Source organism: Moritella dasanensis ArB 0140, from assembly GCF_000276805.1.
Taxonomy (GTDB): Bacteria; Pseudomonadota; Gammaproteobacteria; order Enterobacterales; family Moritellaceae; genus Moritella; species Moritella dasanensis.
Map to the genome: position 1 here is coordinate 1 of NZ_AKXQ01000018.1, position 16,426 is coordinate 16,426.

Annotated in this window: 9 protein-coding genes; 7 read left to right on the top strand and 2 right to left on the bottom strand. The window is 40.7% G+C overall.

Annotated elements, in window-relative coordinates:
* Positions 1 to 361 precede the first annotated feature (361 nt).
* The 4 genes from recC to A923_RS0114830 all read left to right on the top strand — a co-directional run bounded on the left by recC (position 362) and on the right by A923_RS0114830 (position 10,772).
* Positions 362 to 3,754, top strand: a complete 3,393-nt coding sequence (recC, locus tag A923_RS0114815) for an exodeoxyribonuclease V subunit gamma (RefSeq protein ID WP_017222465.1) — start codon at positions 362 to 364, stop codon at positions 3,752 to 3,754.
* Entirely contained in the window at positions 3,754 to 7,323 is a 3,570-nt protein-coding gene (recB, locus tag A923_RS0114820) for an exodeoxyribonuclease V subunit beta (protein ID WP_017222466.1), read from the top strand. Before recC ends, recB begins: the two co-directional genes overlap by 1 nt.
* On the top strand, positions 7,323 to 9,350 hold the full coding sequence (gene recD / locus A923_RS0114825; protein ID WP_017222467.1) for an exodeoxyribonuclease V subunit alpha: 2,028 nt from the start codon (positions 7,323 to 7,325) through the stop codon (positions 9,348 to 9,350). The genes recB and recD overlap by 1 nt, the downstream gene beginning before the upstream one ends.
* A gap of 186 nt (positions 9,351 to 9,536) precedes the next feature.
* Positions 9,537 to 10,772: a dicarboxylate/amino acid:cation symporter gene (locus A923_RS0114830; protein ID WP_017222468.1), complete on the top strand. Its 1,236-nt coding sequence runs from the start codon at positions 9,537 to 9,539 to the stop codon at positions 10,770 to 10,772.
* A gap of 110 nt (positions 10,773 to 10,882) precedes the next feature.
* Here the strand turns inward: A923_RS0114830 and miaA are convergent, their stop codons facing one another.
* Positions 10,883 to 11,806 carry a tRNA (adenosine(37)-N6)-dimethylallyltransferase MiaA gene (gene miaA, locus A923_RS0114835; protein ID WP_017222469.1) on the bottom strand — a complete coding sequence of 308 codons (924 nt, stop codon included), beginning with the start codon at positions 11,804 to 11,806 and terminating at the stop codon, positions 10,883 to 10,885.
* A 270-nt stretch (positions 11,807 to 12,076) separates the two neighbouring features.
* Here miaA and asnC point away from each other — a divergent pair, with 270 nt between their 5' ends.
* Together asnC and A923_RS0114845 are read left to right on the top strand one after the other, a co-directional pair.
* A complete protein-coding gene (asnC, locus tag A923_RS0114840; protein WP_017222470.1) occupies positions 12,077 to 12,538 on the top strand; it encodes a transcriptional regulator AsnC in 462 nt (153 codons plus the stop codon).
* 97 nt (positions 12,539 to 12,635) lie between these two features.
* The gene (locus A923_RS0114845) at positions 12,636 to 13,871 is read left to right on the top strand and encodes a cystathionine gamma-synthase family protein (RefSeq protein ID WP_017222471.1); all 1,236 of its coding nucleotides are present in this window, start codon (positions 12,636 to 12,638) and stop codon (positions 13,869 to 13,871) included.
* Between the two features lie 91 nt (positions 13,872 to 13,962).
* On the opposite strand, the gene A923_RS0114850 is transcribed toward A923_RS0114845, so the two are convergent.
* Entirely contained in the window at positions 13,963 to 15,648 is a 1,686-nt protein-coding gene (locus A923_RS0114850) for a DUF342 domain-containing protein (RefSeq protein WP_017222472.1), read from the bottom strand.
* Positions 15,649 to 16,131: 483 nt separating this feature from the next.
* Between A923_RS0114850 and rplY the strand changes: the two genes are divergently transcribed.
* Positions 16,132 to 16,422, top strand: a complete 291-nt coding sequence (gene rplY, locus A923_RS0114855) for a 50S ribosomal protein L25 (protein WP_017222473.1) — start codon at positions 16,132 to 16,134, stop codon at positions 16,420 to 16,422.
* Positions 16,423 to 16,426: the final 4 nt, after the last annotated feature.

The following is a 16,426-nucleotide window of genomic DNA, read 5'->3' on the forward strand; positions in this document are numbered from 1 at the left end:
AATTAGAATTAGCCGATATCGTGATGATATCGGCTTTTTTGTGTCTGAAATTTAGGAAGCGGTATGATGATGGGCGGTTTAGATGAGAGTTATCATTAAAAATAGAGCGTTAAGTCGTGATTAACGCTCGCGTTACCGACGTGACAGCCAATAAAAAACCAGCCTACGGCTGGTTTTTTGGTATTTGGGGCATGCCTTTTTTCGTTTAAATTATACTGGCCGTTAATATCGACGCTTTTAGTTTCATCTTCGGCATCGGTTTTCATATTTCTGTCGCAAAAACCAACATGTGGTTTTTTCTACATTGCATAGTTAGTTCCTATGCTCCACAATTCCAATAGGTTATTAGTCTGGAGTTACCGTGTTTAATCTTTATCATTCGAATCAGTTAGATATTTTAAAAGAGTTAATGGCTCACTTTATTGCTAAAGATCCACTTGCCGATCCTTTTGTCGAGGAGCAAGTTCTAGTACAAAGTCCAGGTATGGCGCAATGGGTGAAAATGGAATTGGCGAAGTCGATGGGGATATCAGCTAATATAACGTTTCCATTACCTGCTTCTTTTATTTGGAAAATGTTCCAAAAGGTATTACCTAATATTCCAGATCAAAGTGCCTTTAATAAAGAGGCTATGTCTTGGAAGTTAATGTTAATACTGCCTGAGTTATTAGCGCTTCCTGAATTTGAATCATTAAAGCATTATCTAGCGGATGATCAAGATGACTACCGTCTATTTCAACTTTGCCAAAAAATATCAGATACCTTTGATCAATACCTCGTTTATCGACCAAAATGGATTGCAGGATGGGAAAGTGGCGACAATGAATATGCAGATACGCATCCTTGGCAGCCTCTGCTATGGCGTGAGTTAGTCGCTAAAACAGCAGAGCTGGGTCAGTCTCACTATCACCGTGCTAATTTATATAATGAATTTATAACATGCCTTAATAGTCCGAGTTTTGATGCGAAACTGCTACCAGAACGTATCTTTGTATTTGGGGTATCGGCATTACCACCACGTTATTTAGATGCGTTACAAGCTCTGGGTATGCACACCGAAATACACTTTATGTTATCAAACCCTTGTCGATTATATTGGGGTGACCTGATCGACCCTAAATGGTTGTTAAAACAACGTACTATGGTTAACCATAATAATGAAACACTGGGCATGAGTGATAAGGTCAGCGCTAACGATGAGCAAACAGTTCGCGCACTCTTTGATGAAGATGACGCATTTAAAGTCGGTAATCCACTATTAGCGTCTATGGGTAAACTTGGTCGCGATAATTTAGCCCTGTTGACGGGTTTTGGCTGTCAAGAATTGGATGTTTTTATTGAACCGACTGACGATGGTTTACTAGCAAGTATTCAGCGCGATATTTTAGATTTAGCGGATCGTAGTATGGCCGAGTTTAATGTTTCGCAACAAGATATTGATAGCCGCGATAGCAGTTATAAACTCACGATTAACCCTTCTGATTCGTCACTTGAGTTACATAGCTGCCACAGCCCAATGCGGGAAGTGGAAGTACTGCACAATAACTTACTCACTATGTTTTCGGACAATCCAGATCTCAATCCTCGAGATGTGGTTATCATGATGCCTGATGTAAATGGCTATAGTCCTTATATTCAAGCGGTGTTTGGCGCGATGGACCGTTATGATGAACGCTATATTCCATTTTCTATCTCCGATAGTGGTGCCCAGTATGATAATCCAATCTTACTGAGTTTTTTACAATTACTGGCACTGCCTTTATCTCGTTGCAATGTATCTGAGTTGTTGTCTCTACTTGAGGTTCCTGCAGTACTGGCACGTTTTGCTATTACGCCTGATGAGTTTAACCGTTTACGTCAGTGGATTGACGAGTCTGGTATTCGTTGGGGCTTAGATGAAAACGATGCAACCCGTTTTGACTTACCTGGAATGAAACAGAATACCTGGTTATTTGGCTTACATCGTATGTTGTTGGGTTACGCTTATGGCGGTGATGATATTTATCAAGGCATATTACCCTATCAAGAAGTACAGGGGATTGAAGCTGAGTTACTGGGAAAATTAGCCCAGTTTATTGAATCGTTATTAGATAGCCTAGCATCATTGCAAGATCCGAAATTAATTACTGATTGGATAAAGTTAGGTAATACTCTCATTGATAGCTTCTACAAAATCGATGTGGATGATGAACAATCAATAAAAATGATCCGAGATGCTTTTTCGCATTTAGATGAGCAATTGAAAAGTGCCAGTTACGATAAAGTCATTACGCCGTTAGTATTACGTGATTATTTAAATAATGTGCTTTCACAAATTGGTTCTAGTCAAAAATTCCTGGCTGGGCAAGTTAACTTCTGTACCTTAATGCCAATGCGATCAATACCGTTTAAAGTGATTTGTTTACTGGGCATGAATGATGGTGTTTATCCACGTTCAATTCCGCCGATGGGCTTTGATTTAATGGCGAATGATCATAAACAAGGCGATCGTAGCCGCCGTGATGATGACCGTTATTTATTTTTGGAAGCGCTGATTTCAGCTCAAACTAAGCTATATATCAGTTATATAGGCAGTAGCATTCGTGATAAGAGCGAGCGTTTACCATCTGTATTGATCACTGAATTGTTGCAGTATTGCCAACAAAGTTTTTGTCTTACCAATGACGAGGGTTTGTCACCAGATGAATCGGCAGCACGCTTACTCACACATTTAATTCAGCATCATGCATTACAGCCTTTTGATGCTCGCTATTTTAACCCTGAAGCGCCTTGTTCTTTTGCCAGAGAATGGTTGCCTGCGTTAGCGCCTGCTGAAGAGATCAGACAATTTCTTACAGAGCCTTTACCTGCGTTAATTTCCAATGATGATATGCAAGAGATCGAGTTGGCGGAACTGTCACGTTTTTACCGCCACCCGACCAAATATTTCTTTAATCGCCGCTTAAAAGTTTATTTTAATCAGGCAAGTCTTGATGTGCTTGATGACGAACCATTCGATGTTGATAATTTAGAGAAATATCATCTTAAAGCGCAACTATTAGAAACTGAACTTATGGGCGGTGATATTAATCAGGTTACTGACCGTTTGGTTGCCTCTGGTAGTTTACCGCTAGGTCGATTTGGACAGATATCGTTGGACAAAGAAGTCAGTACGGTTAATCAATTAGCCCAAGTCTTAATGCCGTTATTAACCAACAGCAACGAGGATATCGAGGTTGACATACCTTTGGTTTCAGGGCGTTTAGTGGGTTGGTTAAAGCAAATATATAACGGTGGTTTAGTTCGACATAAGCCAAGTGGATTTAATGGTAAAGATTATCTACAAGTTTGGTTAGAGCATTTATGTTTCTGTATTAGCGTTAAACAGCCGATGGCCACAACGCTTGTGCACTTAACGGCGGGTAAACCTGTTGTACAACGACTTAAAGTGATAGAGCAATCTCGTGCGAGAGAATTACTGTTCCAATTACTTGAAGTCTATAACGACGGCTGCTGTCAGCCTTTAGCGTTATTCCCTAAAACAGGTTGGGTTTGGGCAAAAACTAAATGTACAAACGCAGACCCCGATGATTATAAATTAAGAGCTGAAGCATTGTTGAATTTTGAAGGAGGTTATAACCGCATGGGTGAAAATGCCGATGATTATCTGCAGCGCAGCTTTCCACGCTTAAATGATGAGGTATATCAGTTAATGTCTGGATTCTCTGAATCGGTGTTATTTCCAATATTTGAATACCTAGAGGATGTTGAATAATGGCTGACGTAAATATCCTTAATGCGATGACGTTTCCGCTCTATGGAGAACGTCTAATTGAAGCATCTGCTGGTACAGGTAAAACATTTACCATTGCCAGTTTATATTTACGTTTGTTATTAGGGCATGGCGGTGACAATGCTTATCAAAAAGACGAACAAATCCAAGCGTTAAGTGTAGACCAAATATTGGTAGTCACATTTACCGAGGCGGCAACGGCAGAGTTACGCGATCGTATTCGCGCGCGTATTCACCAAGCTCGGATAGCTTTTAGTATTGGTTACAGTGTAGACCCGGTGATCAGCTTATTATTGGCTGATACGAATGAGCGGGATTACGGGCGTTGTGCTAAATCATTATTAGCCGCCGAACGACAGATGGACGAAGCCGCTATTTATACCATTCATGGTTTCTGCCAGCGTATGTTGAAGCAAAATGCATTTGAGTCAGGTACATTATTTGAAAGTGAATTTATTACTGACGAATCGCAATTAAAGTTTAACGCAGTTGCCGATTTCTGGCGTAGCCATTTTTATCGTTATAAAGATGGCATGATCGATATGGTTCATAGCTTTTGGTCGTCGCCACAAGCGTTGTTGCGAGAGATTTCTGGGTACTTATCGAATACTGATATTGAGTTTATTGCCAAAACAGGTTGTGATGATATTGAGGGCAATTACGATAAATTAACCTTATCTATCCAGCAGGTTAAAGACGCCTGGTTTGAAAACGTTAACGACCTGTGTGAATTAATTCAAGCCGGTAATTTAAACGGTAATAGTTATCGTCCGGCGAGTGTATCTAAGTGGTTGAACGAAATGCTGACTTGGTCGCAATCTACAACCAAGCAAAATGATTTACCTGATAGTATCGTCAAATTTGCGCAACATGCTTTAACTGCTAAAACGAAAAAGGGAAAACAATCGCCAGAGCATTCCGTGTTCAGTGATATTGAAGCCTTATTAGAACAGCCATTATCACTTAAAGATGGCTTTATTGTTAAAGCGGTAGAGTACGTTCGTGCCCGTGTGATGAAAACCAAAAATCAATCACAGCTATTATCTTTTGATGATTTGTTATCTGGATTATCAGACGCTTTAGTAGGCGAGCAAGCATTGAATCTAGCTGAGTGTATTCGTAATCAGTACCCCGTTGCTATGATTGATGAATTCCAAGATACCGATCAACAACAATACGATATCTTTAACACTATCTACGGCAAGCAAGATGATGCTGGTTTGTTCATGATCGGCGATCCGAAACAAGCGATTTATAGTTTCCGTGGCGCTGATATTTTTACTTACATGCAAGCCCGTGAAAATGTTGCTGCTCACTATACCTTAGCTAAAAACTGGCGGTCTTCGAATTCGATGGTTAGTGCGGTTAACCGTGTATTTGAACATGCTCATAAACCGTTTATCTATGAAGACAGTATTAGTTTCCAACCTGTTGCATCACAGGGCAAAAGTAAACCTTTGTTATTAAATGGTAATGAACCTGCGGCGCTACAACTGTGGTTACATGAAGAAGAAGATCAAAAGAATATAACCAAAGGTCGATATCAACAAATATATGCGAAGGCGACAGCTAATCAAATTGCGACCCTATTAACAGATGCCCAGCAAGGTAACGCAATGCTATCCGGTCGGCCTGTTAAAGCGGGTGATATTGCTATCTTAGTACGAACGGGTGCAGAAGCTAGATTAGTACGTGATCAACTTGATGCCTTGTCTATACCTAGTGTTTATATGTCCAATCGTGAAAGTGTATTTGCTACCCGTGAAGCCCGCGAGTTGTATCATATTTTCGCCGCCATTTTGAATCCTGAAGACGAAGGGCTATTACGCGCGGCATTAGCGACGTCTATTTTTGAGAAACCTGCGATTGAGTTAGACCAACTGAGTAATGATGAAAAGGTCTGGGAACAAACCGTTGCGGAGTTTAAGCAATACCAAAATACTCTGCAGTGGCAAGGATTCTTACCGGCATTAAGATTATTACTCAATCATCAAAACATTGCCGCTATTATGTTGTCTGGTCAAGGTGGCGATCGACGTTTAACAGATGTGCTGCATCTTGGTGAATTACTACAAGAAGCAAGCTTAGAGTTAGACGGTGAATATAGTTTGTTCCGTTGGTTTGGTGAAAAAATTGAAAATCCCAATAGTGATGCTCAAGAGCAATTGGTGCGTTTAGAAAGTGAAGCGGATTTAGTACAAGTCGTCACTATCCATAAATCAAAAGGGTTGGAATATAACTTAGTCTTCCTACCGTTTATTTGTGCAACAAGGCAAGCCTCTACGCCACTTTATCATCAAGATGGTCATACTTATGTGCATTTGGATTTGGATGATGAAGAAGCGTTAGAGACAGCGAAGGAACAAGCAGACCAAGAGCGCCTTGCCGAAGATTTACGTTTGTTATACGTGGCATTAACGCGCGGTGTTTATGCGACGTGGTTAGGTTTAGGTGCTGTAAAAATGGGTAACTCCCATAACAAAATGCACTTAAATGCGATGGGCTATTTATTGCAGCAACGCGAAGAGTGCAAAGACAGTGACTTTAAAACCTGTGTTGAAAAAATGGCAGCGCTGCAGACATGTGTTGATGTAGTACCTCCCCCGTTACAGGCGGTTGCTGCTTATCAACCGATAGCGACGCCGCCAGTGGTTTATCAAGCTAAGAAGATGATAAACCCCATCAGTAAGAATTGGTGGGTAACGAGTTATTCAGCCTTATCTCGCCATAGCCATGGTAATCGACATTCGAGTTATGATGCCTCGCTTGAACTTCCTGGATTCGATGCCGAAGTAAATACTGAAAAAGACCAAGATCAAGAAATCAGCTGGGATATTTTTAGTTTCCCGCGTGGTGCTGCGGCCGGTACTTTATTACATACTGTTTTTGAGCACATAGATTTTGCTAATGTTGATGAAGCGATGTTAACAGAGCAAATATTACAGCTGCTAGAACGTGAAGGTTATGATTTAGCTTGGTTACCAGTGTTACTTGAATTGGTTAATCAAGTGCTGGATTGTTCACTGCAGGATGGCTTTAGCTTACGTCAATTAACGCCAACCGATAAAAAAGTGGAAATGGAATTCTTCATGCCGATTTCATCGCTTAATTGTGATGATTTAAATGCCTTAATAAAGCAGCATGATAGCCTTTCTCTGGAGGCCGGCGAGCTTGATTTTCAACAAGTCAGTGGCATGCTAAAAGGTTTTATCGATTTGGTATTTGTCTATCAAGGGCGTTATTACGTGCTGGATTATAAATCGAATCATTTGGGTGATAGCCAAGCGGATTATACTGTTGATGCTATTAATCAGGTGATGGTTGAACACCGCTATGAACTGCAATACCAGCTGTATACCTTAGCCTTACACCGGTTCTTACGTTCACGTATTCCAGATTATAGCTACGAGCAACATTTTGGTGGAGTGTACTATTTATTCTTACGTGGAATGCAGGTCGAAACGGCTGAGCAGTACGGTGTATTCTTTACCAAACCATCACTCGATTTTGTAATGCAGCTCGATGACTTATTTTTAGGAGAACTGGCATAATGAGTGTACTTCATTGCCTTAAAGAATTAGCAAACGAAAATCATATTCGTCAGTTGGATTACCAGTTTGCCCGTTTTATCAGTAACTATGAGTCCGATCCTGCGATCATTTTATTAGCTTGTTTAACCAGTTATCAATTGGGTAAAGGCCATGTCTGTATTGATTTAAAAAACATAGACACGAATGCGTTATTTGATTTGAATTTAACTCGCTCACACCTATTATTGGCAGAAGTACCGAGTCGTAGTAATGCTTGGCCGACATTATTAGCCAATTCAGTTGTGGTTGGCGAGTCTGCGCCACTGCAGTTCGTCATCGATGCTAATAAACTCTATTTACAACGCTACTGGGCTTACGAGTTACAAGTGGCGAAGCAATTAAAAGACCTTGCTAAGCAAAGTCAACAACCGGATTTGAGTATCAGTCTTAATCGTTTATTTAAGCGTGATTATGGTTTTCTATTTCCTATTCTTGCTAAAGAGCGTGAAGCGAACTTTAGTGCACAATCATTCGTGGCAAAATATCTCGATGTGGTAAAGAAAGGCCGTATCAGTTGGCAGGATGTGGAACAGGTATTATTAACAGCTAAAAATGCCCAAGAGCTACATGCATTGGATAGTTTGATCCCTGAAGCATATTGCTTAAATTGGCAGAAATTGTCGGTAGCGGTTGCAGCCACTCGCCACTTTTCGGTGATATCAGGTGGGCCGGGCACCGGTAAAACAACTACTGTAACTAAGTTATTAGCGTTATTAATCGAACAAGGATTATTAGCCCAGCAAGCGTTAACGATTAAATTGGTGGCGCCAACAGGTAAAGCGGCAGCACGTCTAACTGAATCGATTGCTGGAGCGAAAGGTAAACTTGATTTACAGGTTAGCGTTGCGGATTTAATCCCAGAGCAAGCTGGGACGATACACAGATTATTAGGGGTGATCCCCAATCGACAAGCATTTCGTCATAACAAAGATAATCCCTTACATCTTGATGTATTGGTGGTTGATGAAGCATCGATGGTCGACTTACCCTTGATGGCAAAATTATTAGCAGCATTACCACCGCACGCCCGCTTGATATTATTGGGTGACAAAGACCAGCTCGCCTCGGTAGAAGCGGGGTCGGTTTTAGCGGATATCTGTGCTTATGCCGACTCGGGTTATTCAACTGGTCAAGCAAATTGGTTATCGAAGATCACTGATTATGAATTGACTCAGTATCAAGCCACAGATGCGAGCGCAATTTATGACAGCTTATGTTTATTACGTAAGAGTTACCGTTTTGATGCAGACTCTGGTATAGGCTGTTTAGCGGGGGCGGTAAATAAAGGCGATTTGAATGAGTTTGATCGGGTTTGGGAAAATAACCATGATGATATTCACTTACACCCTTTATCAACTGAAACTTACGATGCGTTAATTACGATGGCGCAGCAAGGTTATCAGGATTATCTAGCCAAGATTGTGATATCTCCGAGTGAAGAACAAGCTAAATCGATCTTACGTAGCTTTAATGATTTTCAAATTTTAACCGCGATCCGAGAAGGTGACTTTGGTGTACATGGCTTAAATCAACGGATTGAAAAGGCATTGCAATCTGCGCGTAAGATCCGGAAAAATAAATCTGAATGGTATGCGGGCAGACCAATCATGATCACCAATAATGATCATGGCCTTGGTTTATATAATGGTGATATCGGTATTTGTATGCAAGATACAGACGAGCGTATGCGGGTTTATTTTGAAATGGCGGATGGTAATGTGCAATCTTTCCTACCGAGTCGACTGCCTCCACACCAAACTGTCTTTGCGATGACTATCCATAAGTCGCAAGGGTCTGAATTTAGACATACGGTCATGATACTGCCAAATCGTTTTAATCCGGTTCTGACAAGAGAGCTGGTTTATACGGGAATTACCCGTGCAAAAGAGCAGTTAGATATATTTACTAACGTCACCGTGATGAAAAAAGCGATTAAATTGCGTACCGAAAGGGTGAGTGGATTAATGGCGTTACTCAATCAAGATTGATGAATCGGAGATTTAGCCCCTAGATTATCGTTTATCCTAAAAAGGCTGTGCTTTGTTATCGATATTGCAAATATACACTTTAAAAGTTGGAGTTTGATCACATTTATGGCTTAGTTGTTGTGTTATCTTCGCCGCGATTTTCGTTGACATATAATATATCGCTTAAAGCCTTATTTGGAGAGTGTTTTGCTGAAGGATAAAAAAAGTCTAGTTAAAAATATTGGATTTCAAGTTGTAATTGCCATGATCATAGGTGCTGCTGTTGGTGCGTTTATGGGTGAGGGTGCTGCTATTTTTGCGCCTTTAGGTGCCTTGTTCATTAACCTGATCAAAATGTTAGTGATACCGCTGGTTGCTGTATCTATTATTGCTGGCGCAGCGAACCTTGGCGATAGTCCTTCTGCAGGTAAAATTGGTGTTGGTACGTTTGTATTCTTTATGCTGACATCGGCGATCGCTGTGGCGCTTGCCTTAGTAATGGGTAATGTATTTGAACCAGGTGTGGGTGTTGATTTTTCTCAGCAGGCCGCGGGTCTTGCGGTTGTAACTGCAGAGCAGGGGGCATTGCCAGGCGTATTTGATACCATCATCGGCATGATCCCAACGAATGTATTTAGTGCGCTAACGAGTGGCAATATTCTGCAAATTTTAGTATTCAGCATCTTCTTCGGTATTGCGTTAACGAAAGTTGAACGTGAACGTTCAAAACCGATTATGGATGGTTTGAACACCATTATTGACGCATTTGTATGGATGATAAACTGTGTCATGGTTATTGCCCCAATTGGTGTATTTGGTCTGATGGCTGAATCGGTTGGTACTTTTGGTTTTAGTGCTCTGGCTGTGGTAATGAAATTATTCGTTGTTTATATCGCTGCGGTTATTATCTATGGCTTTATATTCTATCCATTAGTAGTGAAGTTCTTCTCTGATACGCCAGTACTGAAATTCATGTCGGCGATGAAGAAACCACAAGCATTAGCATTATCGACAGCGTCATCCATGGCGACATTGCCTGTGACACTCGAAGTATGTGAGCAAGAGTTAAAAGTAGCAAAATCGACGGCTTCTTTTGTATTGCCATTAGGCGCAACAATTAATATGAGCGGTAACGCTATTTATTATGGTCTTGTTGCAGTGTTCTTTGCGCAAATGTTTAACGTTGAATTAGGGATGGCGGCTTACACGGCAATTATCTTTACATCGACATTAGGTGCGATTGGTCAAGCGGGTGTTCCGGGGCCATCATTCCTTGTGGTTGCGGTATTATTAGCGGCAGGTATTCCAATCGAAGGCTTACCACTGTTATTCGCGTTAGACCGTATCTTTGATATGGTACGTACTGCATTGAACATAACGGGTGATGCGGTTTGTGCTGTGGTTATGGACAAATATAACCCTGAACATCAAGTAACTAAATAACTGATATTTGGAGATTAACTTGTTCGACTAATAAAAAAAAGCCACACTCGGTCGAGGTGTGGCTTTTTTTATGCTCTGAGATCATCGTTAGATTTAATATTAAGTGTGATTTAGCAGGTTTTAAATTGACTTAATACCGCTTGCGCTTGTTGGTTGATATCACCGGTTCCGTCTAGCCAGTGGATAGTAGCACCTTGACGTTCCATTCTTCTAAACCAGGTATCTTGACGCTTCGCGTATTTATGAATGGCGATATTAAGTTTATCAAACATGTCCTCATAACTTATTTCACCCGCGACATACTGACTGACAAAGCGATATTCAAGACCAAAATATTCCAGTTTTTCATGTGTCACGCCTTGCGCTAACAAGCCTTCGACTTCTTCTATCATGCCATTTTCTAAACGTTCTTTTAAACGAAGGGTAATGCGTTGACGTAATACACTGCGATCCCATTTGATGCCAAAATAAAGCGGCTTTATATCTGGTAGAATTGTTTTTATCGGCGGTGTCGTCTGTGAGCTTTCATGTTGGGCTATTTCAATGGCACGATACAAACGTGGGCGCACGGTAATGTCAGTTGCGTCATAAGCAGCGTTATCAAGCTCAAGTAGGATTTGTTGTATATCCGCTAACGCCATTTCGGCAAACTGTTCACGCTGGGGAATATTTTTATCTACTTGCACAAATTCATAACCGGCAACGACGGCATCTATGTATAAGCCGGTACCACCGACAAGTAGGGGCAATTTATTCCGCTGGTTAATGTCTGCAAATGCCTTGAAGAAATCGCGCTGAAATTGAAACGCGTTATATTCTTTACCGGGTTCGATAATATCAATCAAATGATAAGGCACATCACCATACTCAGCTAAATCTTTGCCTGAACCAATATCGAGGCCAGTATAGACTTGTCGAGAATCACCCGAGATCACTTCCCCGTTTAATTGTTTGGCTAAATCGACACCTAAGCGTGTTTTCCCCGATGCGGTCGCGCCGAGTACGACGATAAGATTGTATTGTTGTTGAGACATTAAGTTACCTGAATAAATAATTACGCGTTGTGCAGACCGAAATGGTAACTCAAGCGGGCAATGCGACCAATAACCTTTTTAACATTGCGATAAAACTAATTTAAATTTTGATAAATTAAGCTAATAATTAACGATGTAGCGACAAAATCGCAGTTATGCAGTCAAAAAGGTGGTAATTTATCAAGATTATTCAAATTATACGCTAGATGATTATGGTTTTAGCGTTATAATCGACTTCTTGTATTGTTACTTATCATCGGAATCGTTGTAATGTCGCTTAATGCTCATCTTGATGAATTAGATAAAAAAATCCTTAATGCATTGATGGTTAATGCGCGCGTTCCTTATGCTGAACTTGCGAAAAAGTTTAATGTAAGTGCGGGTACTATCCATGTTCGTGTCGAAAAAATGAAATCAACAGGTGTCATCCTTGGCACTAAAGTTGAAGTGTGTCCGAAGAAGCTTGGCTATGACGTATGTTGTTTTATTGGTATTAATCTAAAGAGCGCAAAAGATTACCCTTCTGCGTTAGTGCAATTAAAAGCGCTAGATGAAGTCGTTGAAGCATATTACACCACGGGTAATTACAATATTTTTGTAAAATTGATGACACGCTCGATTGATGAATTACAAAAAGTACTGATTGACAAAATTCAGCAGATTGAAGAAGTACAATCGACAGAAACATTGATCTCGTTACAAAACCCAATTAGCCGTGATGTTCATCCGTAACTTTGACTGCTCATTATAAATGACATAAATGCTATAAGTTAACTTCATCCTGATCAATAATGAGGTTAACGTCAATTTGTTGTATGAAGGGATAACAATGAAAGAGCAGGGATTCACTACTCACTTAGTTCATCATGATCACAATCAAAACTTAGAGTTTGGGGCTATTCACGCGCCAATTTATAACTCTGCTACCTATGGTTATGATGACATTCAAGATCTTATCGATATCTTCCAAGGACGCCAAGCAGGGCAAGCTTATGCTCGTCAAGCAACGCCAACAATTGATATGTTACAGAACATGATTTGTGAAATGGAACAAGGTAAAGCATCACTTTGTTTTAGCTCTGGTATGGCGGCGATTGTCGCGGTATTTTTGACTTTATTAAAAGGTGGCGATCACATCGTTGCCAGCCGTTTTTTATTCGGTAATACCTCAAGTGTGTTTGGCACGTTAAAAAGTTTTGGTATTGAAGTGACGCTCGTGGATGCTACAAATGTTGCCAACGTTGCAGCTGCTTGCCAAGCGAATACAAAAATGGTGTTTGTAGAAACAATCGCGAATCCCGCAACACAAGTTTGTGACTTAGCTGAAATCGGTGAGTTATGCGATGCTAAAGGCTTGTTATATGTTGTCGATAATACGATTACATCAGCTTACTTGTTCCAACCTAAAACGGTGAAATGTCACTTGATCGTGACTTCGCTATCAAAGTATTTTGGTGGTCACGGTAATGTGATTGGTGGTTCTGTTACCGATACCGGTTTATTTGACTGGTCACAGTATCCAAATATCTTTGAAGCCTACCGTAAAGGTGATCCTGCAATGTGGGGTTATGCGCAGATGAAGAAGAAAGGCTTACGTGATATGGGGGCTTGCCTGAGTTCTGAAGCCGCTGGCCAATTAGCGCTAGGTTCAGAAACGATGGCGCTACGTATAAAACAATCATCAAGCTCGGCATTAGCACTGGCATTAATGTTAGAGAATCACCCGAAAGTTGATCGTGTTTATTATCCTGGTCTAGAATCACACCCACAATATGCCCGTGCTAAAATGTTATTTGGTACATCAGGGTCAATGCTGAGTTTAGATCTAAAAGAAGGCTTCGATTGCTGCCAATTTTTGAATGAACTAAAACTGGTTATTGGCGCGACACATTTAGGTGATAACCGCAGTTTAGCACTGCCTGTAGCGCCGACTATTTTTCATGAAATTGGTCTAGCGGCACGTCAAGAATCGGGTATTAGCGAAAACATGATCCGTTGTTCAATTGGTATTGAAGATACCGATGATTTATTAGCTGATTTTACCCAAGCGTTAGCAAGTTTGTAGGTTTATAACGCTATGTATAAAAAGGCCTAAGTCATTAACCTGACTTAGGCCTTTTTATTGGATAACGATAATTTATTTAAGGTCTTTACTATCACTTACCGTGTTCGGCATAGTCAAAATCAATCTGCTTGTCTTTATGGACAACGCGACAAGGGCCGTGTTCACGTTGGGTGATTGTTGATGCCGAGCCAATATTCAAGGCCACATTATCAAAAATGCACTTACCAACGTCGATAAGGTGCATTTGGTAATATTGTTCTAACTCTAACTCTAACTGCTGTAATTCAATTTCATCATCTACACGTTGTTGGTTGAATCTATTTTTGGAATACAGCATTTCTTTTATTTCTGTTACTACACCGTGATCATGTTTCCATTTTTCTTTCGGTGGTAGATTATTAATTTTAATCCACAGTGAGTTATCTTCTTCCACTAATGCTTTAAATTCTACACTGCGGTCTTGAACTTGTTCGCGAATCTCGTCTTCTTGCATCGCACAGAATATTTCTGTTTTAGTGCCTGATGTTGCGCCAATACTGACCACGTCAATGCCATTGTTGGCGTTAACACTGCCACCGACGATATCACCACGGCGGTTAAAGCCATCATTTACCGTGAGCCGACCTTGCGTATGCGTCACGCTGTGGAGTAGTTGTTTGGTGATGGTAATGTCACCAATTGCTGTTAGTTCCGAGTATTGCACAAACTGCGCGCGTATTTGTCCTTGGGCGGTGATCTTCGTTGCAAGTTCTTGGTGATGATCTTTGTTGGTTAGCTGACGGCCTAAAATACCTTTGTTGACGATAACATCGCCTTCGGCGATTAAAGTTGCGGAATCAACGAACCCCATCACCGTTATATCGCCATTGCTTTTTACAATCATCTCGGCGTCGACATCTCCGGTGATCAGGATACTGCCTTTAAATTCAATGTGACCAGTACTGACATCAACATTTTTGATTGTCAGCATATCATCTACTTGTAATACGCCTCTCACCTCAACGACTTGACCTATCATGGTTGCAAGTAGTCTTAATGGGTTATTGGGATCAATACAGGTACCAGGGCCAGCTTGTAGCTTGGTATCTTTACCTGACTTAGGCAACAGTTCCTTACCTAATAAATCAAAGCCTTTTATTCCATCATCTGCGGGTATTTTTTCGATGAGAACATCGTTAACGTCTACCATTTTTATTTCACCGAGATTGCGCATATCTACATTACCGTCAGTTTTAAGCTGTGGCTGTAATAAACGCTCTCGGGCTAATGATACTTGGCGTTTTAATTCGGCGTTTTTACCATGAATAGGTAACAGGCCTTCGGCTGCAATTATATTGATCTTTTCGCCAGGAGATAAGGCCGATAATTGAGTCAATTGTGCCGCTATCTTCTGCTTATCAATACCAAGGTGAATTTTGCTGTTATTAAGCTCAGCTAAAATATCATCAACTGAAACCTGGTGCTCGCCCCAGCCTGCCGTTAAATTGATTTCTGCTTGCATGTTGTCTTTACTGAGCGATATTTCTATTTTGCAGTTATTACGATCCGCGAGGATAAAAACAAACTCTTCGGCGCCAGCGCGTTTGCCTGTGAGTTTATTTATTTGGCTGACGGCCTCTTCAAGGTTTGCAAGAATGGGTGATAATTGATTAAACGGCTCAACATTGAGTAGACTAAGTAAATTAGCCACTGTCAGTGGTGCGTGTTGATTTGGGATCAGGCGGACTTCGGCTTGATTATTGTCTTTACTTAGCCTAATTAATTCTGAGTCCAGCATGCAAGATCCTAAATATTTGCGGGGCGTTAGTGTTTCAATTATAGCAGTATAAACTTAACCTAAAGTAGTATTAACTTATTGAAATACTCCGTTTAGTGATCTTAAACTGACTTTGATATCTAAGCGGTTTATTATATCGCGCAGTGGTTTAACTTGGCGTTTTATATTGATTTATTAGGTTTTAGACCTGACTTATAGTCGTATTGTAATGTATTTCGTGGCCGTCATAGTAGATAATTATTAAAACGCATTATAATTTATTTTATTTTGTGAGTTCGGTTTATTCATCGAATCACTCCCTGCTAATTTCCTTTGTTACTTTTAGTTATGCGCATTTACTTGTTGTACTTGTATTGACATGGTACTATTTCGCCCCGTTAATTATACTGTTGTTGCCCGGTCGCAGGCAGCAGTTAAAAGACGCTTACTGATCTGGATTTCAGTCCAGATCCAATTATTTATACTTATTATTAGGAAAAGATTATGTCTTTCACTTTTGAAGCACAAGTACGTTCTGACCTTGGGAAAGGTGCGAGCCGCCGCCTACGTCACGCTAACAAATTCCCTGCTGTAATCTACGGTAAAGGCGAAGAAGCGATCTCTATTGAACTAGAGCAAAACGCAATCAACAACGCACAAGCTGGCAACGCTGAGTTTTTCTCTTCAGTTATCACTCTTGTTGTTGACGGTAAAGAAATGGCTGTTACTGTTCAAGCTATGCAACGCCACGCGTTCAAGCCAAGAATCCAGCACATTGACTTTATGCGTGCTTAATAAC

Bases quoted from the DNA above. Each gene is read 5' to 3' on its own strand.
- recB (WP_017222466.1), top strand. From the start codon at position 3,754: ATGGCTGACGTAAATATCCTTAATGCGATGACGTTTCCGCTCTATGGA.
- miaA (WP_017222469.1), bottom strand. From the start codon at position 11,806: ATGTCTCAACAACAATACAATCTTATCGTCGTACTCGGCGCGACCGCA.
- A923_RS0114850 (WP_017222472.1), bottom strand. From the start codon at position 15,648: ATGCTGGACTCAGAATTAATTAGGCTAAGTAAAGACAATAATCAAGCC.
- A923_RS0114845 (WP_017222471.1), top strand. From the start codon at position 12,636: ATGAAAGAGCAGGGATTCACTACTCACTTAGTTCATCATGATCACAAT.
- recD (WP_017222467.1), top strand. From the start codon at position 7,323: ATGAGTGTACTTCATTGCCTTAAAGAATTAGCAAACGAAAATCATATT.
- rplY (WP_017222473.1), top strand. From the start codon at position 16,132: ATGTCTTTCACTTTTGAAGCACAAGTACGTTCTGACCTTGGGAAAGGT.
- asnC (WP_017222470.1), top strand. From the start codon at position 12,077: ATGTCGCTTAATGCTCATCTTGATGAATTAGATAAAAAAATCCTTAAT.